22 protein-coding genes are annotated in these 24,600 nt (G+C 69.0%); 13 read left to right on the forward strand and 9 right to left on the reverse strand.

Going from position 1 to position 24,600, the window contains the following annotated elements:
• The 5 genes from ACZ7CH_RS11990 to ACZ7CH_RS12010 form a co-directional block, all read right to left on the reverse strand.
• On the reverse strand, window positions 1–763 hold a 763-nt coding region (locus tag ACZ7CH_RS11990; protein WP_470373842.1), incomplete at its 3' end, for a carboxymuconolactone decarboxylase family protein.
• A 65-nt stretch (window positions 764–828) separates the two neighbouring features.
• Window positions 829–2,664 carry an endonuclease/exonuclease/phosphatase family protein gene (locus tag ACZ7CH_RS11995; RefSeq protein WP_470373843.1) on the reverse strand — a complete coding sequence of 612 codons (1,836 nt, stop codon included), beginning with the start codon at window positions 2,662–2,664 and terminating at the stop codon, window positions 829–831.
• The gene (locus ACZ7CH_RS12000; protein WP_470373844.1) at window positions 2,661–3,785 is read right to left on the reverse strand and encodes a hypothetical protein; all 1,125 of its coding nucleotides are present in this window, start codon (window positions 3,783–3,785) and stop codon (window positions 2,661–2,663) included. The genes ACZ7CH_RS11995 and ACZ7CH_RS12000 overlap by 4 nt, the downstream gene beginning before the upstream one ends.
• Window positions 3,782–5,221: a (5-formylfuran-3-yl)methyl phosphate synthase gene (locus ACZ7CH_RS12005; RefSeq protein ID WP_458432146.1), complete on the reverse strand. Its 1,440-nt coding sequence runs from the start codon at window positions 5,219–5,221 to the stop codon at window positions 3,782–3,784. Before ACZ7CH_RS12005 ends, ACZ7CH_RS12000 begins: the two co-directional genes overlap by 4 nt.
• Window positions 5,222–5,530: 309 nt before the next feature.
• Complete coding sequence (locus tag ACZ7CH_RS12010) at window positions 5,531–6,691, reverse strand: ROK family protein (RefSeq protein WP_458432147.1); 1,161 nt, start codon at window positions 6,689–6,691, stop codon at window positions 5,531–5,533.
• Between the two features lie 192 nt (window positions 6,692–6,883).
• Between ACZ7CH_RS12010 and ACZ7CH_RS12015 the strand changes: the two genes are divergently transcribed.
• The 10 genes from ACZ7CH_RS12015 to ACZ7CH_RS12060 all read left to right on the forward strand — a co-directional run bounded on the left by ACZ7CH_RS12015 (window position 6,884) and on the right by ACZ7CH_RS12060 (window position 17,646).
• The gene (locus ACZ7CH_RS12015) at window positions 6,884–8,164 is read left to right on the forward strand and encodes an ABC transporter substrate-binding protein (protein WP_360401949.1); all 1,281 of its coding nucleotides are present in this window, start codon (window positions 6,884–6,886) and stop codon (window positions 8,162–8,164) included.
• 26 nt (window positions 8,165–8,190) lie between these two features.
• Complete coding sequence (locus tag ACZ7CH_RS12020; protein ID WP_360401952.1) at window positions 8,191–9,138, forward strand: carbohydrate ABC transporter permease; 948 nt, start codon at window positions 8,191–8,193, stop codon at window positions 9,136–9,138.
• Window positions 9,125–10,033: a carbohydrate ABC transporter permease gene (locus tag ACZ7CH_RS12025; RefSeq protein WP_360401955.1), complete on the forward strand. Its 909-nt coding sequence runs from the start codon at window positions 9,125–9,127 to the stop codon at window positions 10,031–10,033. Before ACZ7CH_RS12020 ends, ACZ7CH_RS12025 begins: the two co-directional genes overlap by 14 nt.
• Window positions 10,034–10,053: 20 nt before the next feature.
• A complete protein-coding gene (locus tag ACZ7CH_RS12030) occupies window positions 10,054–11,856 on the forward strand; it encodes a glycoside hydrolase family 13 protein (protein ID WP_470373845.1) in 1,803 nt (600 codons plus the stop codon).
• Window positions 11,857–11,985: 129 nt separating this feature from the next.
• Entirely contained in the window at window positions 11,986–14,292 is a 2,307-nt protein-coding gene (locus ACZ7CH_RS12035; protein WP_470373846.1) for a family 49 glycosyl hydrolase, read from the forward strand.
• A gap of 297 nt (window positions 14,293–14,589) precedes the next feature.
• Window positions 14,590–15,297 (forward strand): hypothetical protein, encoded by a 708-nt coding sequence (locus ACZ7CH_RS12040; RefSeq protein ID WP_470373847.1) that lies wholly within the window; start codon window positions 14,590–14,592, stop codon window positions 15,295–15,297.
• Window positions 15,298–15,363: 66 nt separating this feature from the next.
• Window positions 15,364–15,780: a hypothetical protein gene (locus ACZ7CH_RS12045; protein ID WP_470373848.1), complete on the forward strand. Its 417-nt coding sequence runs from the start codon at window positions 15,364–15,366 to the stop codon at window positions 15,778–15,780.
• On the forward strand, window positions 15,777–16,196 hold the full coding sequence (locus tag ACZ7CH_RS12050; RefSeq protein ID WP_360401970.1) for a DoxX family membrane protein: 420 nt from the start codon (window positions 15,777–15,779) through the stop codon (window positions 16,194–16,196). Before ACZ7CH_RS12045 ends, ACZ7CH_RS12050 begins: the two co-directional genes overlap by 4 nt.
• A 302-nt stretch (window positions 16,197–16,498) precedes the next feature.
• Window positions 16,499–16,921, forward strand: coding sequence for a DoxX family protein (locus ACZ7CH_RS12055; protein WP_470373849.1), 423 nt, complete (start codon window positions 16,499–16,501; stop codon window positions 16,919–16,921).
• Between the two features lie 59 nt (window positions 16,922–16,980).
• Entirely contained in the window at window positions 16,981–17,646 is a 666-nt protein-coding gene (locus ACZ7CH_RS12060) for a lytic polysaccharide monooxygenase (protein ID WP_360401976.1), read from the forward strand.
• A 275-nt stretch (window positions 17,647–17,921) separates the two neighbouring features.
• On the opposite strand, the gene ACZ7CH_RS12065 is transcribed toward ACZ7CH_RS12060, so the two are convergent.
• The 3 genes from ACZ7CH_RS12065 to ACZ7CH_RS12075 form a co-directional block, all read right to left on the reverse strand.
• A complete protein-coding gene (locus ACZ7CH_RS12065) occupies window positions 17,922–18,863 on the reverse strand; it encodes a Leg1-related protein (RefSeq protein WP_470373850.1) in 942 nt (313 codons plus the stop codon).
• A 117-nt stretch (window positions 18,864–18,980) separates the two neighbouring features.
• The gene (locus ACZ7CH_RS12070; RefSeq protein WP_470373851.1) at window positions 18,981–20,123 is read right to left on the reverse strand and encodes an oxygenase MpaB family protein; all 1,143 of its coding nucleotides are present in this window, start codon (window positions 20,121–20,123) and stop codon (window positions 18,981–18,983) included.
• Window positions 20,124–20,280: 157 nt separating this feature from the next.
• Entirely contained in the window at window positions 20,281–21,684 is a 1,404-nt protein-coding gene (locus tag ACZ7CH_RS12075) for an FAD-binding oxidoreductase (protein ID WP_360401987.1), read from the reverse strand.
• Between the two features lie 271 nt (window positions 21,685–21,955).
• Between ACZ7CH_RS12075 and ACZ7CH_RS12080 the strand changes: the two genes are divergently transcribed.
• The 3 genes from ACZ7CH_RS12080 to ACZ7CH_RS12090 all read left to right on the forward strand — a co-directional run bounded on the left by ACZ7CH_RS12080 (window position 21,956) and on the right by ACZ7CH_RS12090 (window position 24,133).
• Window positions 21,956–22,252: a hypothetical protein gene (locus ACZ7CH_RS12080; RefSeq protein WP_360401990.1), complete on the forward strand. Its 297-nt coding sequence runs from the start codon at window positions 21,956–21,958 to the stop codon at window positions 22,250–22,252.
• Complete coding sequence (locus ACZ7CH_RS12085; protein WP_360401993.1) at window positions 22,249–22,887, forward strand: hypothetical protein; 639 nt, start codon at window positions 22,249–22,251, stop codon at window positions 22,885–22,887. Before ACZ7CH_RS12080 ends, ACZ7CH_RS12085 begins: the two co-directional genes overlap by 4 nt.
• 352 nt (window positions 22,888–23,239) lie before the next feature.
• A complete protein-coding gene (locus tag ACZ7CH_RS12090) occupies window positions 23,240–24,133 on the forward strand; it encodes a fibronectin type III domain-containing protein (protein WP_360396492.1) in 894 nt (297 codons plus the stop codon).
• A gap of 100 nt (window positions 24,134–24,233) precedes the next feature.
• Here ACZ7CH_RS12090 and ACZ7CH_RS12095 read toward each other — a convergent pair whose 3' ends face one another.
• Window positions 24,234–24,581, reverse strand: a complete 348-nt coding sequence (locus tag ACZ7CH_RS12095) for a hypothetical protein (protein ID WP_470373852.1) — start codon at window positions 24,579–24,581, stop codon at window positions 24,234–24,236.
• Window positions 24,582–24,600: the final 19 nt, after the last annotated feature.

The raw sequence follows: 24,600 nt of genomic DNA on the forward strand, positions 1-24,600 counted from the left end.
TGTGCAGGACGGTGAACCAGACGTTGAGCAGGCCGCTGAAGTGAACGGTGAGCCAGGTCAGCTCGACGAGCATGCCGGTGGCGTAGGCGTTGTGGTAGGCGGGGGTACCGGTGCCGGGGTACTGGTCGAGGCCGTGGGTGGTGATGGCGGCGGGGGCGTGGTCGAGCAGGACGCGGTGGGTGTCGCGGACCTGGTCGTCGGTGATGGCGTGGGGGTCGGCCCGGGTGGCGGCGGCCAGTCGCAGGCAGGCCAGGTGCAGGTCGGTGTAGGGCGGAGCGCCGGGGCGGTCGAAGGTGGGGTTGCCGTGGTCGTCGACCAGGTGCAGCAGCATTGCCTCGGCCTGCTCGGCGCGGGTGTCGGGGTCGGGGTGGGGGAGAAGTTCGGACAGGGTGTTGTAGCCGATGACGGTGTGGTGGGTCATGGAGTAGCGGCTGCGGTTGAGCAGGCTGACGACGTTGATGACCAGTTCCTTGGTGACCCGGTCGAGGAAGCCCGAGGTCGGGTAGCGGACGGTGCCGCCCTGTGCGGTGTCGGGGTTGGGGATCTCGGTGAGCACGCCGGCGTCGAAGATGACCGAGTTGGCGTACGGGACCTCGGTGATGGCCAGCGCGGGGTGGTGGGCCATGGTGCGGAACAGGTTGCTGGGGATGCCCCAGGTGGCGATGCTCAGCTCGTAGGCCGCTTCCACCTCGGCGTTCATGCCGGCGCGGGGCAGTGGCGGCACGCGGGTGCCGGTGGTGGGCAGGACGAGTTCGTCGGCCATCGGTTCAGTCCTCCGAAGTTTTGGGACGCTGGCGTCTCTCGGGCGCAACCGGTGGGGACTCGTGGTCACGGGAACGTGAGCCGGACCAACTGGGGGTCGTGGTCGCTGACCTGGTCGGCGAACTCGGCGTTGACGTGGACGATGTCGTAGTCGTAGCCGCCCGCGACCAGGCTCGGGCTGAGCAGGACGTGGTCGAGGACCTGGGCGTTGCCCTGGTGGATGTAGGTGTAGCGCTCCGCTTCGCGCAGGGTGGCGGGCAGGTCGGTCAGACCGAGGTCCTGCAGCGCCCGTAGCGGTGGCGAGAACTCGGTGTCGTTGAAGTCGCCCGCGAGCACCAGTCGTGCGTTCGGGTTGCCGTCCAGCAGCCGGCGGGCGAACTCGCCCAGCAGTGCGGTCTGCTCGCCGCGTGGGACGCGGCTGGGTGTGCGGGGCGGCTGGAAGCGGCCGAAGGTGGGGTCGTCGCCGCGCTGGGAGCTCAGGTGGTTGGCCACGATGACCAAGCGGGTGCCGCGGAAGGTGAACTCCCCGGCCAGCGACTTGCGGGTGTCGGTGAAGGCGGGGTGCTCGGGCTGGATGCGGCCGGGGCTGACGGTGAGCGTGCCGTCCGGCGCGACCTGGACCGGTGTGGTCGCGGTGCCGCCGGGGCGGTCGACGAAGGACAGCCCGATGTCGGTGCGGAAGAGGAACCCGACCCGGATGTTGCCACCCGGCACGCCGCCGTCGGCGTGGTCGAGCGGGTCGATCTGCCGGAAGGCGTAGCGCGGGCCGCCGGCGGCGGTGATCGCGTCCACGAGGTTTTGCCAGGTGCGCCCGGCGGTGGTGACGCCGGTGTCGGCCGGCCCGTCGTCGTCCTGGACCTCCTCGACGACGACCACCGCGGGCGAGGCGAGGTGGGTCGTGATGGTGCGCGCGAGCTCGGCGAACTTCTCGGGCGGCGACACCACCGAAAGGTTCTCGACGTTGAACGTCGCGATCGTCAGCTCGTCGGCCGCCGCGGGCCGCGCGGTCTCCCGGGCCAGGCCCGCTGGGTGGCGGGTCGAAGAGCACGTGGCCACGATCTCGTAGGCGCCGTAACGGTAGTCCAGGACACCGCAGGCCCGGGAGAGCCGGTCGCCGACGTCGATGCCCGCGGGGATGGCGTCGGACACGGGCCCGGAGACCAGGCCGAGCCGTTCCGGGTTGGGGTCGTGCTCCCGCACGGGCAGCGCGCCTCGATCGGCCAGGACCGAGGCGTCCACGCCGTCGTCGGCCACGACGGTGACCCGCCTGCCACCGGAGAACTCCAGTGCCGGGGACACCGCGACCGGCTCGTCCACCCGCACGGGCATGCCCTCCAGCGACTCGTAGAAGTCCAAGCCCTGGGTGTCGGGGTCGAACGCGGCGCTGTGCTCGACGTCGCCGACCACGTCGTCCTTGACCACCTCCCGCGGGGGAACCCGGCCGGACCCGCCCAGCAGGACGGGTGCGGGCACCGGGTGACGGCCCACCACGACCACCGCTGCCGGACCGCCGATGCGAGTCACCGACAGGTTCGCGTTGGCGGGGATGTCGCCGCCGTCGCGGTGCTCCTGCACGACGCCGGAGACCCGCACCAGGTCACCGGCACGCGGGACGGGTGTGTCGACGGCGACCTGGACCGCCTCGGAGGTGGCCGGATCGGCGTCGGGGGTGAGCGAGTGCAGCCAGAACAGCCCGCGTCGGGCGTCGCCGGCCACGACCACGCCCCGCCTGACGGTCACCCGCTGTCCTGTCAGCGGCGACCGGTGCCCGCCGCCCTGCACGTCGTGCACGTCCACCACCGGTGCCCGCAGCGGACCTGCCGAAGCCCCGACGAAGGCCGAGGCCGGGGCCGGGCACAGCAGCACCACAACCGCGCCGAGAACGAGCGCCGGCGTTCTCACCGTGTCGCCTGAGCGGTGGACTCGAGCGGCTCGCGCGGCAGCACCAACTCCGGCAGCGTGCCGTACGGCCACGCCACCTCTGCGCGCGCCCGCACGGGCGCAGTCGCGCCGTCCAGCATCGCCCGCGCCCGCGCGGTGGCGTCGAGGACCTCGTAACCGGGCAGGGTCTGCTGTTCGGTCTCGGCGAGGCTGAACGGGCGGCCGTCGAAGAACCCGGCCATCTCCTCACCGACACCGTAGGCGGGGTCACCGCGGCGGGCCTGGTTGAGGCGGTGGTGGATGTTCCACTCGTCGTGGGCGCCCAGGCTGAACGCGGTGCTCACCCGAGTGCCGTAGTAGACCAGGAACCTCCGGCGCCGCGCCTCGTAGACCATCGCGTCCTGGGGCTCGCTCGGATCCAGCGGGCGGCGCCCGCCTGTGCCGTCGTCGACGGTGGCGAAGTCGAGGTAGAACTGCGGATCGGTGGCGTAGCGGCGGGCGAAGTAGCCCTCCATCCGGTCAGTGAGCGATTCACCGCCGCTGCGCAACGAGAAGAACTCCCGCGCGTCGGTGGGACCGAGGAAGTAGTAGGCGTCGAACGCGCCGCCGAGCTTGAGGTCCCTGCGGGCCGAGTCGGCCAGGTAGTCGTCCTCGATCAGCACACGGGACCACATGCGCATGTAGTCCCCGCCCGTCGGATGGGTCTGGGCCAGCAGTTGTTCCAGGGTCAGGCCGGGGTACTTGTCCTGCAGGGCCGCGATGTGGCGGGTGATCAGACCTGTGCCCTGGCGGGACTCCAGCTGGTAGGCGGCCGGGTTGAGGAAGAAGAACCGTTCGCCCCACTGCTCGGTGAGCCTGCGGGCGGTGTGGTTGGCGATGTCGACGTTGGTGGCGAAGTACCCGCCGCCGCGGGAGCTGATCGGGCAGCTGAGGTAGACCACCACGCGGCCCTCGGCCTGGGCGCGCGCCAGGTCGGACTTGATCAACGCGGTGTGCAGCTCGAACACGTCGAACCACGCGCCGGTGTGCCAGGTGAACTTCATGATCGGCCGCTCCGGCACCGGATACCCGGTCTCGGTCTCGGGCTCCGCGGTGCCGTCCTGGGCACGCAGCAGCGACGCGGGGGTCGTGGTGCCGGTCACGGCGCCGCCACCTCCTCGACAGGACGCTCGCCGTCACCGAGGTCGGCCTGGCGCAGCACCGCGGTCAGGGTGCCGCTTCCGGGGATCCGCGGCTGCACCGGCGTCAACCGGCCGTAGGGGTCGGCCCAGAACACCGACGTGATGTCGGGGAAGTTCTGCCGCAGCCGGGCCACGGCCTCGTCCACACCGTCGACCGACCGCATCTTCTCCGGCAGGCACACGTAGCCGCCCTGCTCGGGGGGAACCAGACCGCGCACGAGTTGGCGCATCATCACCTGGTCGCGTCGCGAGGCCACCGGATCGTCCTCGGCGGGCGGCTGGGAGGGGTCGAGCAGGATCGCCGACCCGCCGCCGCGCGTGGACACCTGGTCGATCTCGGGCACCAGTCGCCACAGCTGCTGAGCCTGGTGGCTCTGCAACGACCCGGCCAGGTTGGCCTCGACCCCGCGGTAGTGGCAGTAGTCGACGAAGAACCTGATGTCCTCCAACGGCAGGATGCCCTTGCGCACCAAGGCCTCCGGCCCGGTGCCGGTGACGTCGTACCGGTTGAAGTCCACAATGGAGGAAACGTCTGCCCCGGTGGGCTCGGTGGTGTCGACCAGGCCGACCCTGGCCACCTTGAACAGGATGCTGGTGTCGAGCATGATGCCGTCGGCCCCGGCGTCCGCGGTCGCGTCGACCATGTTCTTGATCGCTTCCCGGTCGGTCCGCTCGGCCGGGGTGATGCCGAACTCCGAGTGCGGGAACGGCTCGTTGATCTTCACCCTGGTGGTGTCCGACCACTCCGGCAGCACACCGGCCTCGATCAGCTGCTCCAGGTCGGGCCGCTGCGGGAACAGCGGCCCGCCGTCGGGACCGGTCAGGTACTGGTGGTAGTCCAGCAGGTCGATCGTGCCCTCGACCGGTGAGTCCGCCGTGACGGGGGAGAACTCCCGCAGTGCCACCAGTTCGCGCACCACCAGCGGGTTGTCCCGACGTTCCCGCCACAGCACCAGGTCCTGTGCGAACAGCACCGACATCACCTGGCTGTGGCTGAACTGCTCGGTGCGGTTGAGCGTGCGCACCACCTCGGTCAGCACGTCCTTGAGGACCGGCAGGTGCATCCCGTCCAGGCCCACCTTGATGATGTTGCACGGGTGCACCCTGGTGCCCATCGACACCGCCACCCCCAGCGCCGCCTGGGACGCCTTGCCCGCGATCTCGTACGGCGACTTCTCCACCGCGTGCCCGCTGTCGGTGCGCCGGAACAGCAGCTGGTCCTCGCCGATGTTGGTGCTCAGCTGCACCTCCTGATCACGCGTGTAGTTCAGCACCGCGTCGGAGATGTCCATGATGGCCTGCGGCTTGATGTTGCCCAGCGCGCTGCGCGGATCCTCGCTGTCCACGATCCGCGCACCACCCAGCACCGCCTCCCGCGCCTCCTGCGGATCGAACACGCTGACCAACAACTTCCTGTTGTGCTGCCGATCATGTGCGTTGTCCTGCTTCGCGTTCACCATCGTCGAACACGCCTCCATCCGAATCGGACCTCGATCTGATGCAAGCAACCGCCACCGTCGAATCCAATACGGCATCGGACCGGCCATGCCTTCGTGTCCCGGAATCCTTCTGGAGACACCGGCGCCGCCACGGGCGGTAAGCCGGCTTCGGACCGGTTCACCTGCCAGAGCGCATCGCACGCCGGTGGGATGATGTGAGGGGCCACCAAGCCTTGGAAACGACCGCCGCGGCTGCCGCTGCCGCGGTCAGGGGGTTCGCTGGGACGGGGTGGCGAGCACGGTGCGCTGGATGGCCACGGCGGCGGCGCCGCGGGCCCAGAGCGTCGGGTCGTCGTTGATGAACCGCAGGTCGATCGGTGAGGCTTCGGCGTGGCGGGCTTGGGCGATGCCCGCGCGCACGCGCGACTCGGCGACCTGGGCGAGGCGGATGCCCTCGCCGGTGAGGATGACCCGCTCGGGCTGGGCGATGTTGGCGACGGCCGCGATCAGCGTGCCGAAGGCGTGCGCGGCTCGGCCGACGATCTGGTCGGCGACCGGGTTGCCGGCTTCGGCGAGGTCGAGGACCTCGTCGTAGGTGACGGGCCGGCCCAGGGTCAGGGCGGCCTGCGACCGGATGGCGTCCGTGGTGAGCAGGGCCTTCACGCAGCCGCGGTGCCCTTCCGGGCAGGACGGGCCGAGCGGGTCGACGGGGAAGTGCCCGAGCAGGCCCAGCCCGGAGTCCGGGCCGCTGACGAGGTGGTCGTGGATCACGAGCCCGCCACCGACACCGGCGCCGATGGTGAGCACGGCGAAGCTCCGCACGTCCTTGCCGTCGCCGAACCAGTGTTCGGCCTCCAGCAGGGCGTCCAGGTCGTTGGACACCACGGTCGGCCTGCCGGTGGCCGCGGCGACCGCCGCGCCGAGGTCGACCTCACCCCAGTGCAGGAACACCGCCCGCTGCACGTGGGTGAAGTCGCGGACGACGGCACCGATGCCGATGCCGATCGCGGTGACCGGGCGTGCCGGGTTGTCCAGTGCGGCGACCAGCTCGGCGATCTTGGCCACGACCGCTTCCGGGCTGTGGTCGGTGATCTCGACGGCGGCGCTGTCGAGGATGTCCGCGCGCAGGTTCGTCAGCACGCCGTAGGCGCGGAAGCCCGCGAGCTTGATGCCGATGAACCGCTGCACGTCCGGGTCGACGTCGAGGGGTTGCAGCGGTCGTCCGCCGCCGCGCAGGTTCGGTGTCTCCACCTCGCGCAGCAGGCCGACGTCCATCAACGGCTTGGTCAGCCGCGTCAGGCTCGCCGTCGACAGGCCCAGCCGGTCCGCCAGCTCCGAGCGGGCCAGTGGGCCGTGGAGCAGCACCTCCAGCGTCACGCGGCGGGCGGAGGGCAACAGGGGTGCCCAGGGCGATGCGGCGTCGAGCACCGTGCGCTCCTCGTCGGGGGTCGGGGGTAACCGAGCCGCAATAGTATCGCCGCAAAACTCTCTGACAAGACCTCCTGCGTGACAAAAACGTGACTAGCTGCGGGTTGACGGGTTACAGTCAGGTCGCCCTTAATGTTGCGACAAAGAAAACCCCGGTAGGCGACGCCGCCGTCGCGACTCTGGAGGATCGAGATGCGCAAGCACCCCTTGAGGCTGGTCACCGCAGTGGCCACCGCCTTGGCGCTGGTGATGACCGGGTGTTCGAGCGGGGGTGACTCCGGTGACCCGAGCACGCTCAAGGTGTGGTGGTGGGAGACCGACGACAGCGCGCTGTCGATGGCCTGGAAGCAGGCCGTCTCGATCTTCGAGAGGGAGCACCCCGGCGTCACCGTCAAGCAGGAGCTCAAGACCTACGAGCAGATGCAGCAGTCCGGGCAGCTCATCCTCGACTCGAACGACACCCCCGACGTGCTGGAGTACCTCAAGGGCAACGCCACCGCCGGTGTTGTGGCCAAGGCAGGCCTGCTCACCGACCTGACCGAGGTCTCCCAGACCCGGGGCTGGAAGCTGGACAACTCCGCCCAGGACGTCGGCCTCTACGACGACAACGGGTTGATGGGCTCGGGCAAGCGCTACGGCATCACGAACTACGGCGAGTACGTCGGCGTCTGGTACAACCAGGACCTGTTCGCCCAGCACGACGTGCAGGTGCCGACGAACATGGCCGAGTTCGAGAAGGCGCTGAAGACCTTCGCCGACAAGGGCGTCACGCCGCTCGCGCTCGGCTCGGCCGACTACCCCGGCCCGCACCTGCTGTACTCGCTCGCGCTCTCGCACATGAACGAGCAGTCCCTGGCTGCCTACCAGCGGTTCAAGGGTGAGGTCGACTGGTCGGCCTGGGAGAAGGCCGCCACCACCATGCGCCAGTGGGTGGACAAGAAGTACATCAGCACCGACTCCACCGGCATCCCCGCGCAGGACGCGGGCAACGCGTTCATCGCCGGCCAGTACCCCATGTTCGTCTCCGGCACCTGGTGGGCCGGGCAGATCGCCGAGCAGCCCAAGTTCAAGACCGGCCAGTTCCTGTTCCCGGGCAACAAGCTGCACCCCGGCTCCGGGGGGAACCTGTGGGTCGTGCCCGCGAAGGCGAAGAACAAGGACCTCGCTTACGACTTCCTGCAGATCACGCAGCGGCCCGAGGTGCAGAACCTGCTGGCCGACAAGGGTGGCGTGCCGGTCGCCGCCGAGCCGGGGGCGGCGAGCTCGGCGATGGGTCTGCTGGTCGGCGACCGGTTCACCGAGCTGCTCTCCGGCGACGACGGCGGGCTGGCCCTGTACCCGGACTTCCCCGTGGCCGGGCTCAACGACGTCCTGGTCGCCAACACCACCAACCTCGTCGGCGGTGACGCCAGTCCGCAGCAGGTGGTCCAGGCGATCAAGGCCGCCTACGACGCCGGCAAGCCGGCCGCCTAGAAACCGGCCGGGCCGAAAGGATCGCCATGTCCACGCACATCAGCGCACCCCGCCGGGCACGCAAGGCAACGTCCGAACGCCGGGGCGGCTACTGGTGGTACGTCCTGCCGGGCGCGGCCGGGTTCCTGGCCGTCGTCGCCGTGCCGTTCGGGATGAACCTCTGGTACAGCCTCACCTCCTTCCGAGGCGTCGGCGACCCGGTGTTCATCGGGTTCGAGAACTACCAGCGGCTGCTGGGCGACCCGCTGTTCTGGGCGTCTTTCCGGCACAGCGTGGCGTTCATCGTGGCCATGGCGATCCTCCCGACCGCCATCGGCGTGCTGGTCGCGGCGGTGCTGTTCAACTACATCTCACCGAAGTTCGGGACGAAGGTGGCGAGCTTCCTGCGCGCCACCTACTACCTGCCGCAGATCCTGCCGATCGCGGTCGCGGGCGTGCTGTGGAAGTGGATGTACCAACCGCAGTACGGGATCATCAACACCACCCTGCGCGACCTCGGCCTCGGCGGCCTGGCGCACAACTGGCTCGGCGACTCCGGCCTCGCCCTCTACGCCGTGATGAACGTGCTGGTCTGGTTGCAGGTCGGCTACACGGTCGTGGTGTTCATGGCCGGGCTCTCCCGCGTCGACCCCGCGCTGTACGAGGCCGCCGAGCTCGACGGCGCGACCTGGCTGCAGCAGTTCCGCACCATCACGCTCAACCAGCTGCGCCCGGAGATCGCGGTCGTGCTGATCACCACCTCGGTGGCGGCGCTCAAGGTGTTCGCGCCGATCTACGTGCTCACCCGCGGTGGACCCGGCACCAGCACGATCGTGCCCGCCTACTTCTCGTTCTCCAACTTCTTCACCACCACCAAGGTCGGCTACGGCGCCGCGGTGGCATCCGTGCTGGCGCTGATGATCTCGGTCGTCGCGGTCGCGCTGTTGCGCTACCAGACCCGCAACTCCGAAGGGTTCGAAGATGGCCGTCGATAGCCTGGAAAAGCCGGCCGCCGTGACCATGACGATCCCGCCCGCGCCACCGGTGCGCCGCCGGGTCAAGCGCCGCAAGCGCGGCGTCAGCGGCTGGGTGGTGCTCGCCCTGGTCGCCGGGATCGGCCTGCTGATGCTGTTCCCGTTCTGGATCGCGATCATCAACGCGTTCAAACCCGCACCCGACTACATCGCCAACGGGCCGGTCTCGCTGCCCACCGAACTGGACTTCTCCGCCCTGGTCGACTTCTGGGGCGGTGTGGACTTCAACCGCAAGCTGCTCAACAGCGTCGTGATCAGCGGCAGCGTGGCCCTGATCGCGGTGACGCTGAGCCTGCTGTCCGCGTTCGCCATCGGCATCGGCCGCATCCGCGGCCGGGTGTGGATCCTCGCGCTGTTCATGCTCGCGTTCACCATCCCGCAGGAAGCCCTGGTCTACCCGCTGTTCGTGCTCACCCGCGACCTCGGGCTCTACGACACGATGGCCGGCGTCGTCATCATCCTGGCCGTGCTGCAGAGCGCGTTCGGCACCTACATGCTGTCCTCGGTGCTGGGCACCTTCCCGCCCGAGGTGCTCGAAGCAGCCCGGCTCGACGGCGCCACCCGCCTGCAGGTGCTCCGGCTCGTGGTGCTGCCGCTGACCAGGCCGACGATGGCGGTGCTGATGACGTTCTTCTTCATCTGGACCTGGAACGACTTCTTCCTGCCCCTGGTGCTGCTGCCCTCCGCGGACAACCAGACCGTGTCGGTCGCGCTCGGCGCGCTCAGCGGCCAGTACACCAGCGACCCCACCGCCCTGGCCGCCGCGTCACTGGCGGGCATCCTGCCCGCGCTGGTGTTCTTCCTGCTCTTCCAACGCACGCTCATGCGCGGAGTGAACCTCGGCGCGGTCAAATGAACACCCCACGAAGGACGTCCATGACTCTCGACCAGACGGTCACCCCCACCCTGGCCACCGCACCGTGGTGGACCTCGGCCGTGGTCTACCAGGTCTACCCGCGCAGCTTCGCCGACTCCAACGGCGACGGCATCGGCGATCTGCCCGGCCTGATCACCCGGCTCGACCACCTGCACCGGCTCGGCGTCGACGTGGTCTGGCTGTCCCCGGTGTACGCCTCGCCGCACGCCGACAACGGCTACGACATCTCCGACTACCAGGCGATCGACCCGGCGTTCGGCACGCTGGAGGACTTCGACCGCCTGCTCGCCGAAGTGCACGCGCGGGACATGAAGCTGGTGATGGACCTGGTGGTCAACCACACCTCCGACGAGCATCCCTGGTTCGTGGAGTCCCGCTCTTCCCAGGACAACCCGAAACGTGACTGGTACTGGTGGCGTCCGCCGCGTGAGGGTTTCGAAGCCGGGCAACCCGGAGCCGAACCCACCAACTGGGAGTCGTTCTTCTCCGGGCCCACGTGGACCCTCGACGAGACCACCGGCGAGTACTACCTGCACCTGTTCGCCCCCAAGCAGCCCGACCTCAACTGGGAGAACCCCGAGGTCCGCCAGGCCGTGTACGAGATGATGCGCTGGTGGCTGGACCGGGGCGTGGACGGCTTCCGCATGGACGTCATCAACCTGATCTCCAAGGACCCCGCCCTGCCCGACGGTGCCACCACCGGCACCAGCGGACGCGGGGACGGATTCCCCCACTACGGCACGGGACCGCGCATCCACGAGTTCCTCCAGGAGATGCACCGCGAGGTCTTCGAGGGCCGGACGAACCAGCTGCTGACCGTGGGGGAGATGCCCGGCGTCACCTGGAAGGACGCCCGGCTGTTCACCGACCAGCGACGGCGCGAGCTCGACATGGTGTTCCAGTTCGAGCACGTCTCCCTCGACCACGGCCCCGGTGGGAAGTTCGACCCCAAGCCGCTGGACCTGCGCGACCTCAAAGCCTCGCTGGGCCGCTGGCAGACCGCGCTGGGCGAGGTCGGCTGGAACAGCCTGTACTGGAACAACCACGACCAGCCCCGCGTGGTGTCCCGCTTCGGCGACGACGACAGGTACTGGCGCGAATCGGCCACCGCGCTCGCGACCGTGCTGCACCTGCACCGCGGCACGCCGTTCATCTACCAGGGCGAAGAGCTGGGCATGACCAACGCGCCGTTCGCCGGCGTGCACGAGATGCGCGATGTCGAGTCGCTCAACCACTACGCCGAGACCGTCGCCGCGGGCGGCGAACCGGAATCGGTGTTGCGCGGCCTGCGCGCGATGGGGCGCGACAACGCCCGCACCCCCATGCAGTGGGACCCGACTGCCCAGGCCGGGTTCACCACCGGTGAACCGTGGATCACGGTCAACCCCAACCACACCTGGCTCAACGCCCGAGCCCAGTACGACGACCCGGACTCCGTCTTCCACCACTACCGCCGGCTCATCGAGCTGCGCCACTCGCTCCCGGTCGTGGCCCTGGGCGACTTCCGGATGCTCCTGGCCGACGAGCCCCACCTCTACGCCTATGAACGTTCCCTCCACGACGACCGCCTGCTCGTCGTGGCCAACCTCAGCGGCACACCGCAAACCGCCACCCTGAACGACGAATGGTCCGCCGCCGACCTGGTGCTGTCCAACATCGCAGAACCATCCGTCATCAATGGCCGGGTCGCCATGGAGCCGTGGTCCGCGCACGTTTTCCTGCGCTCATTCCCTGAAGGACGACGAGTCATGTCCGGCGTGAATTCTTTTATTGACAAGGAAAACGCGGGACCACTAGCCTGAAAAGGAAGCGCTTCGCGCGCACTGCGCCTGAAACCTCCGGACTTCTTGTTCTGTGACGTCTGCGCTTCTGCGTCACCGGTGAATCCGGAATGACGTGCCCCTTCCCAACGATGAGAAGAGGAATTCGCCATGCCCGCAGCAAGAATGAGCCGACCGGTGGCATTTGCCGCCGGTCTGGTGCTCGCCCTGATCGGCGTCGTCGCGCCGACCGGGGCGAGCACGGGGACGCCCCCGGCCCAGGCCGCCGCCGTCTCCACCGCCGACAGCGAGCAGCTCAAGACGTGGTGGCACGACAACCACGAGTTCAACACCAGCAGCCCGGTGGCCGGTGACAAGGTCAGGCGCTCGTCGTTCTACGACGTCCAGGTCGCCACCGCCGTGGCGCCCGCGACCAAGTACGACTCGTTCCCGTACATGAGCATCGCGCGCAGCGGGAAGGGCAAGATCGGCTACACCAAGGAAGACGGCGCCGAGTTCTCCTCGGCGGCGAACCTGACGATGAGCTGGTCGTCCTTCCAGTACGCCACCGACGTGTGGGTCGACGTCTCCCTGCGTACGGGCCAGACCATCTCCTCAGCCGACCAGGTCAAGATCAAGCCGAGCAGCCTGGACTTCGCCAAGCAGCTCGTCGACAGCGACACCGTGCGCATCAAGGTCCCCTACAGCACGGCGGGTCACCGCTTCTCCGTCGAGTTCGATCCGCAGCTGTACACCGCGTACAACGACATGTCGGGGCCGGCCACCGACGCCGGCAAGCTCACCACCGAGTCCGGTAGCGGCAACCGCGCCATCCACACCGAGCCCCGCAACTCCATGATGATCTTCGCCGAGCCGGCACCCGCCGGGGCGGAGCGGGACCGGCTGATCCCCACCGCGGCCTCGGGGAGCACCTACTACCCGCCGCAGGGGCAGGTCACGAACCTGAACACGATCAGCGAGGAGATCGTGTACTTCCGGCCCGGCACCTACTACATGACCTCGAAGTACCACGCGCTGCTGCCCAAGCAGGTCAAGTGGGTCTACCTGGCGCCGGGGGCCTACGTGAAGGGCGCCATCCGCTTCCCCGACGACAGCCAGGGCCTGTACAAGGTGACCGGCTACGGCGTGCTCTCCGGTGAGCAGTACGTCTACGAGGCCGACACCGCCAACAACTACGACCACCTCTCGGGTGCGTCCAACTGCCACTCCACCTGCGTGAAAATGCTGCAGTTCGCCTCGGCGCAGGGGCGGCAGCAACACCTGGACCTGCAGGGCGTGACCATCAACGAGCCCCCGTACCACTCGTTCGTCGTGTACGGGGACGAGCAGACCTTCAGCATGCGGGTCGAGAACTACAAGCAGGTCGGCTCCTGGTACTGGCAGACCGACGGCATCGAGCTCTACCGCGGCAGCACCATGAAGAACACGTTCTTCAACGCCAACGACGACGTGCTGAAGATGTACCACAGCGACGTCACCATCGATAACACCGTCATCTGGAAGAACGAGAACGGCCCCGTCATCCAGTGGGGATGGACTCCGCGCAACATCGACAACGTCCGGGTCAGCAACACCCACGTCATCCACAACCGGATGTACTGGAAGGACGTCAAGTACAACACCTGCATCCTCAACTCGTCCTCGCACTGGGAGAACATGGGCTCGACCACCACGGCTGACCCCGGCACGTCGGTGAAGAACATGACCTTCGAGAACATCACCGTCGAAGGCATGACCAACTGCGCGATCCGCGTCTTCGCCCTGTCGAGCACCGAGAACATCCACATCAAGAACCTCAAGATCGGCGCCTGGAGCCAGCTGGACCCCTCCTCCCAGGTCAGCCTGCTCAAGCGGTACAGCAACAGCAGCGGGCAGAAGGTCACCCTGGGCAACGAGGCGCGCGACAGCCGCGGCCTGAAGCTGGAGAACTACACCGTCGGCGGCACCGTCATCGACAAGGCCGGCTCCAACTGGGCCGCGGACAAGCTCGGCCGGATCGGCTTCGACGCCGAGACCTGGGACAACTGGAACGCCTGGGGCCCCGGCGGCAACAACCCGGGCCCGGATCCGGTCACCGGCGGCAGGATCGTCAACGGAGCGACCGCCCAGTGCATCGACCGCGCGGGCGGAGGCACCGCGAACGGCACCGCCATCCAGCAGTGGACCTGCGCTGACACGCTCACCATGGCCTGGGTGGTCGAGGGGCAGCAGCTGAAGTCCGGCGGCAAGTGCCTGGACGTCGAAGGCGGCGCCACCGCCAACGGCACCAAGGCCCACCTGTGGGACTGCGGCACCTGGGACAGCCAGAAGTGGGCCTTCCAGTCAGGCGGCACGCTGAAGAACCTCAAGTCCGGTCGCTGCCTCGACGTCGAGGGCCAGAGCACGGCCAACGGCGCCCGCCTGCACCTCTGGGACTGCGGCACCTGGAACAGCCAGAAATGGACTCTCACCACCTGACGATCCGCACGGTGGTCGCCGGCACACCAGTCCGGTGGCCACCGCCCTGTTCCGCACACTCGACAAGCGATCCGTCCCTGATTGGAGGATCGTCGAGTGAGCGTGCCTGGAACAACGCTTCCCTCGTAAAGCTCAGAAAAGAACATCGATAGTGGACTGATCGGGCAGTTTCATATTCGATGTTGACAGCAAAAAGATCGTTTAACTAACCTGAAGAAGCCGCCGCCACGGTGTTTCGGCCCCGGCGGGACACATTTCCCCCGGGTGTTTCCTTCCGATTCTGACGGAGGCACACCCATGAAGAAGTCGGCCAAGACGGCGTTATCCGCAACCGGGGCCGCCGGCCTCGCGTTGTCCGCGGCGTTCGTCGTGTCCTCGCTGTCCGCGAGCGCGAACGTCGTCGCCGTCACCTCGCCTGTGAGCGCGGGACCGGTGGCCCACGGTCAGCAGTACCCGGATGGTCCCTCCTCGGTGGACGGCTCACCCCTGGAGCGGTGCCGCCGTGGCACGGACTACGCCGTACCGAGCCGCAACCCGGTCCTGGACGAGCCGCTCAACACCGCCTTCAAGAGCAACGTCGGCCTGTCGGTCAAGGTGCAGCTCGAAGGCGGCACCTCCTACGGCAGCCGCAAGCTGATCTTCACCAACACCGGCAACGCGCCCGTGCACACCGACTGCCTGGTGTTAAAGTTCCGCGCTCCCTCGGGCTCCGTCGACCACCACTACCGGGCGTCCATCCAGTACGGACACCCGCAGCAGGACTACGTCGAGGTTTCCCGCGGCAACGGCGAGTCGCACTACATCATCCGATTCGGCTTCCACGACGTGCCGCTGGCCGACCGCACCATCCCGGTCGGGCAGACGTGGACCTACGAGCTGGCCGGCTCCGACCAGGGCTCCATGAGCCTGGAGGCGACGCGTGACTCCGTCGAGGTGCTGGCGGACATGAACGTCGGCGGCAACGACTGGATCTCCCAGTACGGCACCAAGCGCCTGGGCAACTGACGCCAGGCGGGGGAGCGGTCCCGCAACGGTGCGGGGCCGCTGCCCGGCCACCCCGGGAGGATCCACATGAGAACCCTTGTCTGCCTTGCCCTGACCGTCGCGGCCGCTGCCGGATGCGCGCCCGGCGGACCCGACCACTCACACCACCACCAGCACCACGCGATGACGGCGCAGGACGTCGCGCTGCTGCGCGGGGTCGCCACCACCTACCTCGGCTTGCTCTCGGGCGGCGAGCCGGCCAAGGCCTGGGACATGTGGACCGCCGAAGCACAACAGCGCGATCCCCGTGACGTGTTCGTCGACCGGCTCGCGCACTGCGAGCTCGGAGTTCCCCACGAGGTGCTCGGTGTCGTGGCCGACGGGCCCGACGTCGTCCGGGTCTCCTGGCGGCGCGGCCAGCGCACCGGCGAGCACTGGCTGCGCTCCCGCGAGGGGCAATGGCGCGTCGACCCCGCCGACACCAGCACCTGCGGTGCGCCGTGATCACCCGCGCGGTGACGCTGCTGCGCGGCTCGCTCGGCCTGGTGTTCGTGTGGTTCGGCGCGCTCAAGGTCGCCGACGTGACACCAGTCGCCGACCTGGTCGCCCGCACCGTGCCCTGGCTGGACCGCGACCTGCTGCTGTTCTCACTGGGATCGGCGGAGATCGTGCTCGGCGCGGCCCTGTGGCTCGGCCGCCGGCTGCGGTGGGTGGCGGGAGTGGCGTTGGCCCACCTGCTCGGCACGTTCCTGGTGCTGGTCGTCCAGCCGCAGGCGGCGTTCCAGGCGGGCAACCCGTTGCTGCTCACCACCGAAGGCGAGTTCGTGGTCAAGAACCTCGTCTTGATCACCGCGTGCCTGGTGCTCATGTCCGCGGCTCAACCACAACCGTCCGAACCTTTGATCGGCGCACGGAAATAGACCACGACGAGGTGGCACGTGCGACCCGCTGGCGTGAGGGCCTACCGGTTCGTGGTGATCGCACGCGAGCCAGCTCGTGGTTGCAGTCCGGCACACCTGCCTGAAGCAACGAGGACACCCTGCCGGGCCCGAACCGCGCAGGGGTGAGCGGGGCCGTCGGTGGCGGCCTGCGACCCCGCTCCGCAAGAGCGGTGGCGTCGTCACGGACAACCGTGCACGACGCCACCGTGGGCGGCCCTGCCGCCTGCTCACCAGCCGTTCGCACCTTCCCGCGACGGCGCTCACCGCAGAAGGGAACCACCGTGGAACTGACGGCCGACCACCGGCAGCTGGCACTGAGTCTGTTCAGGTTCGTCGTGGGGCTGCTCTTCGCCTGCCACGGCGCGGCCACTCTCTTCGGCGTGCTGGGTGGACCGCACGGAGGCCGGACACCCGGCTTCGCGCACTGGCCGAGCTGGTGGGCCGCGGTCATCCAGCTCGTGGGCGGCGCACTGGTGCTGCTCGGGCTGGTCACCCGCGCCGCCGCGGTCGTGTGCTCCGGCTCCATGGCCTACGCCTACTTCACCGCGCACCAGCCCCACGGCCTGTTCCCGATCGAGAACGGCGGCGAGCCGGCCGCGCTGTTCAGCTGGGCGTTCCTGCTCCTCGCGGTTCTGGGCCCCGGCCGGTGGGCGCTGTCCGAGCTGCTCGCCCGCCCGCAGACCGGCACACGCCAAGGGAGGTGATCGCCACAGCACACGCCCCGGTGGGAACAGCACACATCGACTACACGGAGGACTGACCCATGCACGTCACCCTTTCGGCGCCCCGACGCCGGACAGCCCTGCACATCGCCGTGCTGCTGTCCGTCGTCGCCTCGCTCATGACCTTCCAGCCGACCCGCGCCTCGGCACACGGCACGGTCATCGACCCGCCGACCCGCAACTACGGCTGCGCCACCCGCTGGTCCGGCCCCGACGCTCCGGGCATGCAGGAGCAAGACCCCATGTGCCACATCGCGTGGCACCAGAGCCCGGACGCGATGTACAACTGGAACGCCCTGTACGCCAACAACCTGGGCGAGGACCTCGAGCGCGTCGTTCCCAACGGCCAGATCTGCAGCGCCGGTCGCGCGGAGATGGGCCGGTACGGCCCGATGGACAACCCGGGACCGTGGCGGATGACCAAGGTCGACAGCACGTTCACCGTCCACGTCCAGGACGTGGCCCGGCACGGCGCCGACTACCTGAAGATCTACGTCACCAAGCAGGGTTTCGACCCGGCCACGTCGACGATCAGCTGGAACAACCTCGACTTCGTCAAGCAGACCGGCAGGTATCCGGGCCAGCTCGACTACAGGACCGAGGTGAACACCTCCGGCTACACCGGGCGCCACGTCGTCGTCACGATCTGGAAGGCCTCGCACATGGACCAGAAGTACTTCCTGTGCAGTGACGTCGACTTCGGCTGATCTCTTCCCTCCAGGAACCGCGGCCCTTGAGGACACCCGTTCTCGAGGGCCGCGGCCGACCTGCCCACCACTGCGGTCACGCACCGGTTGACCACCTATGCCATTGGCTTGATCGTCAAGCTTGGCGGCAGCCTGAGGGGGAGATGCGCTGGCGTGCTGCCGTGACGACTTGTCGAGCGGCACAGGTCGACATCCGATCCGGCGAGGGCCCAGTCCCGCCTGTACCCGCGCTTCGACGGCCGACACCCGCCGACTCCGGCGTGCTGGTGCTGCGGTCAGGGGCGCAGCAGGTAACCGAGCATCGCGCGGCGCTCGGCGACGTTGTCCGGCTTGGGGTTGAACACCGCGTCGAGCAGGGGCAGCACCCGGTCACGGGCTTCGCGGGTGCGCATGACTCGCTTCCACAACAGCAGGTTGAGGTTGTAGCGCCACTTCGAGGTGGTCGCGAGACTGAGGATGTTCACGACGTTGCCGCGCGTCTTGGGCGGCAACGCATCCACGTCCTCGGGTGTGGCGAGCAGGGATTCGGGCAGCACGTCGAGGCCGTGGGCGGTCATGAAGGTGAAGTCGGTGGGCCAGGCTGCTGCCCACAGGTAGTCGACCATCCGGCACCAGCCGCGCAGGAAGCTGATCTCCAGGTCGGGCCAGGGAGCGGTGTCGACGCCGGCGAGCACGTCGACCACCACGTCCAGGGATGTCTTGTGCGCCTTCCACAGGGCGAGGCGTGCCGGTTCGGGGTCGGTCAGGTCACCCCGGCTCACGAGGGAGAAGTAGGCGTGCCAGTCCTGCACCGCCGGGGCGAGCTCTTCCGGGACGGTTCGGCCTGTGACGTATCGGAAGCGGGAGTGGGCCGGCGGGTCGGCGACCGGCAGGGCCGGCACCACTTCGGCGGCTGCGGCGCCCAGCCACGGGATGACGCTGAGCGTGTAGTTGCCGTAGCCCCACGGCGAGTCCGGGTCGATCCGCCCGTTCTGCCGGGTGCCGGCGCCGAGCCGATCCGTGCGGAACTGCCATTGGTGCTGGAACATCAACCCCCACAACGGGTTGTGCCGGTTGTCGGCGCCGAACCGGCCGCCCGCGTTGGTGTTGTCGATCATCATCCGGTAGGCGGCCATCCGCTGCTCGAAGGAGAACGGGTCGAACACCCCCTCCAAGTCCCGCGCCGTTGACCAGACCGAGTACAGGTCCAGCGCCGCCAACTCGTCCGGATGAGCCATGACCGCAATCCTCCACGATGAGCCGGCGGCGAGAGTGCGGCCCGACCTGCCGGAGTGCCAGAGCCTGTACCGACCGAACCCTCGCACGACGTGGCGGGTCTACCGGTCAGCGCCTTGTCATGCCCGGTCCGCCGCGGTGGGCACAGGCGACCGGCCATCGGCTTCCCACCGCTCACGCAGGTCCGCGGGGATGGTGAGGGTGGTGGACTGGCCGTTGGTGAGGTTGCGGACGCTACCTCCGAGGAGGATGGCGCCGGCGCGGTCGAGGATGGTGGTGGCCAGGGCGCTGTTGTCCTCGGCGCGCTCCAGCGCCCGCACCAGGCGGGTACCCGCGCGCACGACGCCGGCCCAGCCGCGGGACTTCGGCACCTCCATCCAGTCGGCGACCTCGGGGTTGACGACCTGGCGGATCATGGCGGCGACGATGCCGTCGAAGATCTTTCCGGGGAACAGCTTCTCGTAGAGGTCGAGCAGGTGCCGGGTGAGCACCACGCCCTCCGGCGACGGCCCGTAGACGGACTCGACCAGTGTGGCGCTCAGCTCGCGGGCGTCCTCGATGGACTCCGGCATGGCCTCGGCGGGAATCCCGAGCATGGCGCCCGCGGCACGCCACACGTAGTAGTAGTCCTGCGCCTCCTGCTCGGTGACGGAAATGCCCATGCGGCGCATGCCCTCGATCACCTGGACGGAGAAGATGAGCAAGGCGCCGACCATGTCCTGCTGGCACACCGGAACGCCGTCGGCGGCGACGTCCCAGCGGCCGGAAGCGGTGAGGAAGTGGCGCACGGCGGCGTGGATGAGACGCGTCTTCTGGATGGTGGGCACGAACGACCCGCCAGAGCCGAACGCGTCACGGCCCATCATGTCCATGACGAACTGGGAGGTCTCCGACAGCCGCCGGTGGGGCTGGTTCAGGCCGTGGGTCAGGGTGAGCGCCCGGGACGCGCGGGCGTGGGCGTAGCAGTTGACCATCGCGCCGAACGTCAGCACGGAGGCGACGTGCACGCCGTCGTCGACGAAGAAGTCATAGGCCCGCGCCACCCGGTCGGCCTCCACCCACTCCGGCGGGTTGTCCGTCGCGATGAGGAACTCCCGCACCTGCTCGGGCAGCTGCTCGGGGATGGGCTGGTCGTTGGCGCGGAAGTGCTCCAGCACCTCGTTGACCACGCCGACGCGGTTCGTGGCGACCAGGTCGGCGATCACCGCATCGGCCAAGGGGTCACCCTGGAACTTCAGGGCCTCGAACGCGGCTGTGTCCATCACAGGACTCCTTCACTGCTGAGTGATCACTACCTCACTCCTAGTACGCGCCGCACACCAGAACACGATCCGGTGAACGCAGCATCGAGAACAGCTACTCGCTGTAGGCAGACCACATGACCGGGAGCAGTTCGCCGGTGTCGAAGCTGACCTGGGTTCAGCGCACCGACTGGGGGAATCGCAGCACGTGGTCCGGGTCGTAGCGGCGGGCCACGGCGCGCAGCCGGCGCAGGTTGTGCCGGTACGACGTCTGCGCCCAGTCCTCCTGCAACGGGTCGAGGTAGTTGATGTACGTGCCGGTGCCGATCAGGTCAGCCAACGCCTTCTGCGCTTGGTCCACCTCACGCGTGACCTGGTCGGGCGGCAGGCTGCCGACGGAGCCGAAGGCTTCGACGGACGTCGGTGCGCCGCGGTGCGGATAAGCCGTGTCCGTCGGCGTCCGCCGGTCGATCGCCCCGCCGAGCGCACCCAGGACGAGCAGCGCGCTGTCCATGCCGCGCACCGCGTCCGCCACCGCCGAAGGGGCGTGCCACCTGTCCACGATCCGCGACGACGCACGGAACGCGTTGCGGGCCGGCTGACCACCGGTCATGATCGCCGTCGCGGTCGGGTAGTCGACCTCGCCGTGCTCGACCGGCGCGTTGACGCCGACCGCGTCGAGCAGACGGGCGAGTTCCGCGAGCACCACACCCTCGCGCCCGATCCCGCAGCCGGACACGTCCACCGCGCCGTTCGGCATGACCACGCAAGAGGTGGAGACCTCCTCGGGCAGCACCACGCTCCACGGCTGCCAGCCGCCGAGCACGTCCGCCGCCGACCCGGCAGGGAACCGGACGCGGAACACGGTCAGCACCTCCGGCATCGGCGCGGTGGCGAACTCGAACGAGGTGACGACCCCGAAGTTGCCGCCGCCACCGCCGCGCAACGCCCAGAACAGGTCGGATTCGCGGTCCTCCGACGCGGTGACCACCCGGCTGTCCACCGTGACCGTCGTGGCGGCACGCAGTCTGTCGCACACGAGGCCGTAGGTGCGCTGCGTCCAGCCGAGGCCACCGCCGAGGGTGAACCCCGCGATGCCGACGGACTGGCAGTTGCCCAGTGGCAGGCACCGGCCGGCGGCCGTGAGCGCCGAGTAGACCTGGCCGAGGCGTGCTCCCGCGCCCACCACCGCGGTGCCGTCGGGCCGCACCTCGACCCCTGCCATCGGCGCGAGGTCGACCACCAGGCCGTTGTGCGGGGTGGAGTAGGCGGCATAGCTGTGCCCACCGCCGCGGGCGGCCACCCGGACACCGGATCGGCGTGCTTCCTCCAGGCAGTGCTGCACGTCCTGCGGCCGCACGCACCGGGCGATCGCGGCCGGCCGGTGGTGGTCGAACAGCGAGTTGAACGGCAGCCGCGCGGTGTCGTAACCGTCGTCACCGGGCAGCAGCAGCTCACCGTCCAGGTGAGCGCGCAGCCGAGCCCAGCGCGGGGGGCGTGCGTTCGCGACTGCCCCATCGCCGAGGACCGCCGCAGCCGCCGCTCCCGTCCAGCGCAACACTTCCCGCCGCGAAACCGCCACGCCGTCACCTTCCCGGTTCTGGGTGAATCCAACACGGGATGCAGCCAAGGCAAATCCACTGTTCGGCGGCCGTCACCCGGCAACCGGCGGAGGTGGGATCGAGCACGCCGGCCACCTCCAGCAGCGTCCCCGCGGGTTTCAGCCCGTTGAACCGCGGCGCCATTCGCGCACCACCTGAGCTGAACGGGTGGGATTCCCTCAGTCGGGTAACGACGTCGACTACCGGGACGACTGCCGGTTGACACTCCGTCCGCCGATCGAGGGATGCCCGATGGAGCTGAAGGAACCGGTGGCCACGACCGCGAAGGTCGAGGCCACCAAGGCAAGTGCAGTCAAACAGCCGACTGCCGCGGAGACCAAGGAGCGCGAGGCGTTCCGGGCCGCGCTGCCGTCGAAGGCGGAGTTCACCAAGGCGGTGCTCGCCAACCTGGAGAAGGACCTCAAGGCCGCGCTCGCCGCTGACCCCGACCTGAAGGGCGTCAGCAAGGAAGACCTGGCGGCGTGGGTCGCCGCCGACGTCGACGAGGCCTTCGCCGCGATGGCCAAGCCCGGTTGGAGCGAGGCATGACCGCCCTCATCCCGGCCGCGAGCCGCCTCGCGGTGCGCCGGACCGTGTTCGACAGCGTGTGGCTCACGGCGCGCCGGTACCAGCCGATCGTGCTGATCCGCCAGCAGTTCCCGGTGTTGCCCCCGTACGCGTTCGACGAGTTCCGGTCATGGGTCGACGCCAGCAGGCCGATGGTGTTCGCCGAAGGCGTCAGCGCCTGGTTGTCGAGCTGGCTCGCGACCCCGGCCACGCCGGCCCCGACCACCCCGGCGGGTCCTGGCGGCGGACGGCGCCGCGTCAACGCCAAGCACCTGCTGCCGCACGAGGTCAAGCGGTTGCTGGACAACAACGCGGACTACGTGTGCCACCGCACCGACAACGAGGCGGCGGGCACGTGCCGTGAGCCGGTGTACGGCGTCACCGAGCAGCACCTCAAGAAGAACCCGACGGCGCCCGACGGCGTGTGGGCGGTCATCGGTGTGAGGGGCTTCCAGGACTACGGCAGGTACCTCGTCATCTACCCCCGCTACAGCGGAGGCCGCACGTGGCGGCGGATGGACCCTCCCGCCGTCCTCTGCGAGGTCGCGCAGCTCGACCCGGACGACGCCATCGGCTGGTGCACGCAGGAGGACCTCGACGAGGCGCTGACGCTGTGACCAGCCCGAGCCGGCCTTCCGTGCCGAACGGGTAGGACGGCTCCGCAGGCCGCCGAAACGCGGTCGTCGGCGACGAGGACGTCCTCGTCGCCGACGGCACGACTGCGGTGATCAAGCTTTGAGGAGCACTGGGCGGTCAACCCGTACCGTGATCTCTGCGGGATCAAGTCCATTGAGGACAGTTGAAGCACGTCCAATGCAAGAGTTGCTTCCGATCTGCTTCCACTCCGTGCTGCATTTCGGCATTGCTCGAACATCACCTCCGCCTTGCTGCGGCTGAATGGTCGACACGTTCCGACGTTGATGTGCGGGACACTGTCCGCGGTCGAGTGAACACGGAGAGGATGTAGAGGTGCGCAAAAGAGGGAAGCCACTCCGCATCACCGCTTTGTCGCTGGCATCTGCCCTGGCGGCCGTCGGGGTGCTGACGGGAGCCGCAACCCCGGCGTCGGCCCAGACGACCGCGGTGCGGATGGACTACACCTGCACGACCTCCTCCGGGGCGAGTGCCCGGATGACCGCGTGGGTCGTCGGCGGTCTGCCGGACGACGGCGCGGGCCCGAACACCATCGCCAGGCACGAACCCGCCTACATCGACGTGGACCTGGACCTGCGCGAGCTGCGCCCGGTCCTGACGATGGCCGGCGGGGTGCGCCTGGACGCCGACAGCACAGCGACGCTGGACGCGCACATCACCGGCCCGGACGGGACGCGGACCACCCGGGCCTCGTTCACCGTCGCGCCCACGTGGCTGACGACCACCCAGGGGGCCGCGGTGCGGGCCGCGGGCTCCTTCCCGGTGCAGTTCCTGACCACACCGGGCTACTACGACCTGCACGTGGACGACCTGGCACTGACACTGCGCCCCGAGCGTGCCGACGGCACTCCTGTCGGCACGGTCACCGCGTCCTGCTCGCACGACCCGGCGCAGAACGACCTGCTGGGCACCGTGTGGTCGCAGCCCGCCGTCTTCGAGCGGCCGCCGCGCCCGAGCGGGTTGCGGGTGGTCTCGACGACTCCGACGTCCGTGACACTGGCCTGGGAAGCTTCCTCCTGGTGGAACCCGACCTTGGGCTACGAGGTGTACCTGGACGGAGGGCACACCGGCTTGGTCACCGAGAAGCAGGTCACCCTGACCGGGCTGACCCCCGACAGGCAGCACCGGGCGAAGGTCGTCACCACGGACGTGCAGGGCATCCGCTCGACCATGAGCCAGGGCCTGATCTTCACCATCCCGCCGGCCTGACACCCCGACCCGTCGATCACGGGCCCGCGACCGGCGGGCCCTGATGCCGCGGTGCTCACCTTCGCCGCACGCGCCTGTTCTGGGCCGTTCAGCTCCAGGATCAGTCGGTGAGACCGGGCAGGTGGTAGCCGGCCTGGTCGTCCCACTCGATCTCGTAGTCGTCGAGGGTGAACGTCCAGTCCGCGTCCGGCACGGCGTGGCGCAGCGCGGTGACCGCGGCCAGCCAGTGCACGAGCGACGGGACCGCCCGGTCGTCCGCGCCGGGCATCTTGGTCGACCCGTTGAGGACCGTTCCGGACTCCAGCTGGTCGTAGAGGAACAGCCCCTCTTCTTCCGCGGAGAACGGCGCGTTCGCGTTGTGGGTGTCGACGGCCTGGCCGACCGCCGTGACTTCGGCGTCGGTCAGCGGGGTCGCGCGGCGAGCCGTGTAGTAGAGGGAAACGCCCATGCGGGCCACCTTAGCTGGC

The sequence above is a fragment of the Lentzea sp. NPDC037011 genome (assembly GCF_055607425.1).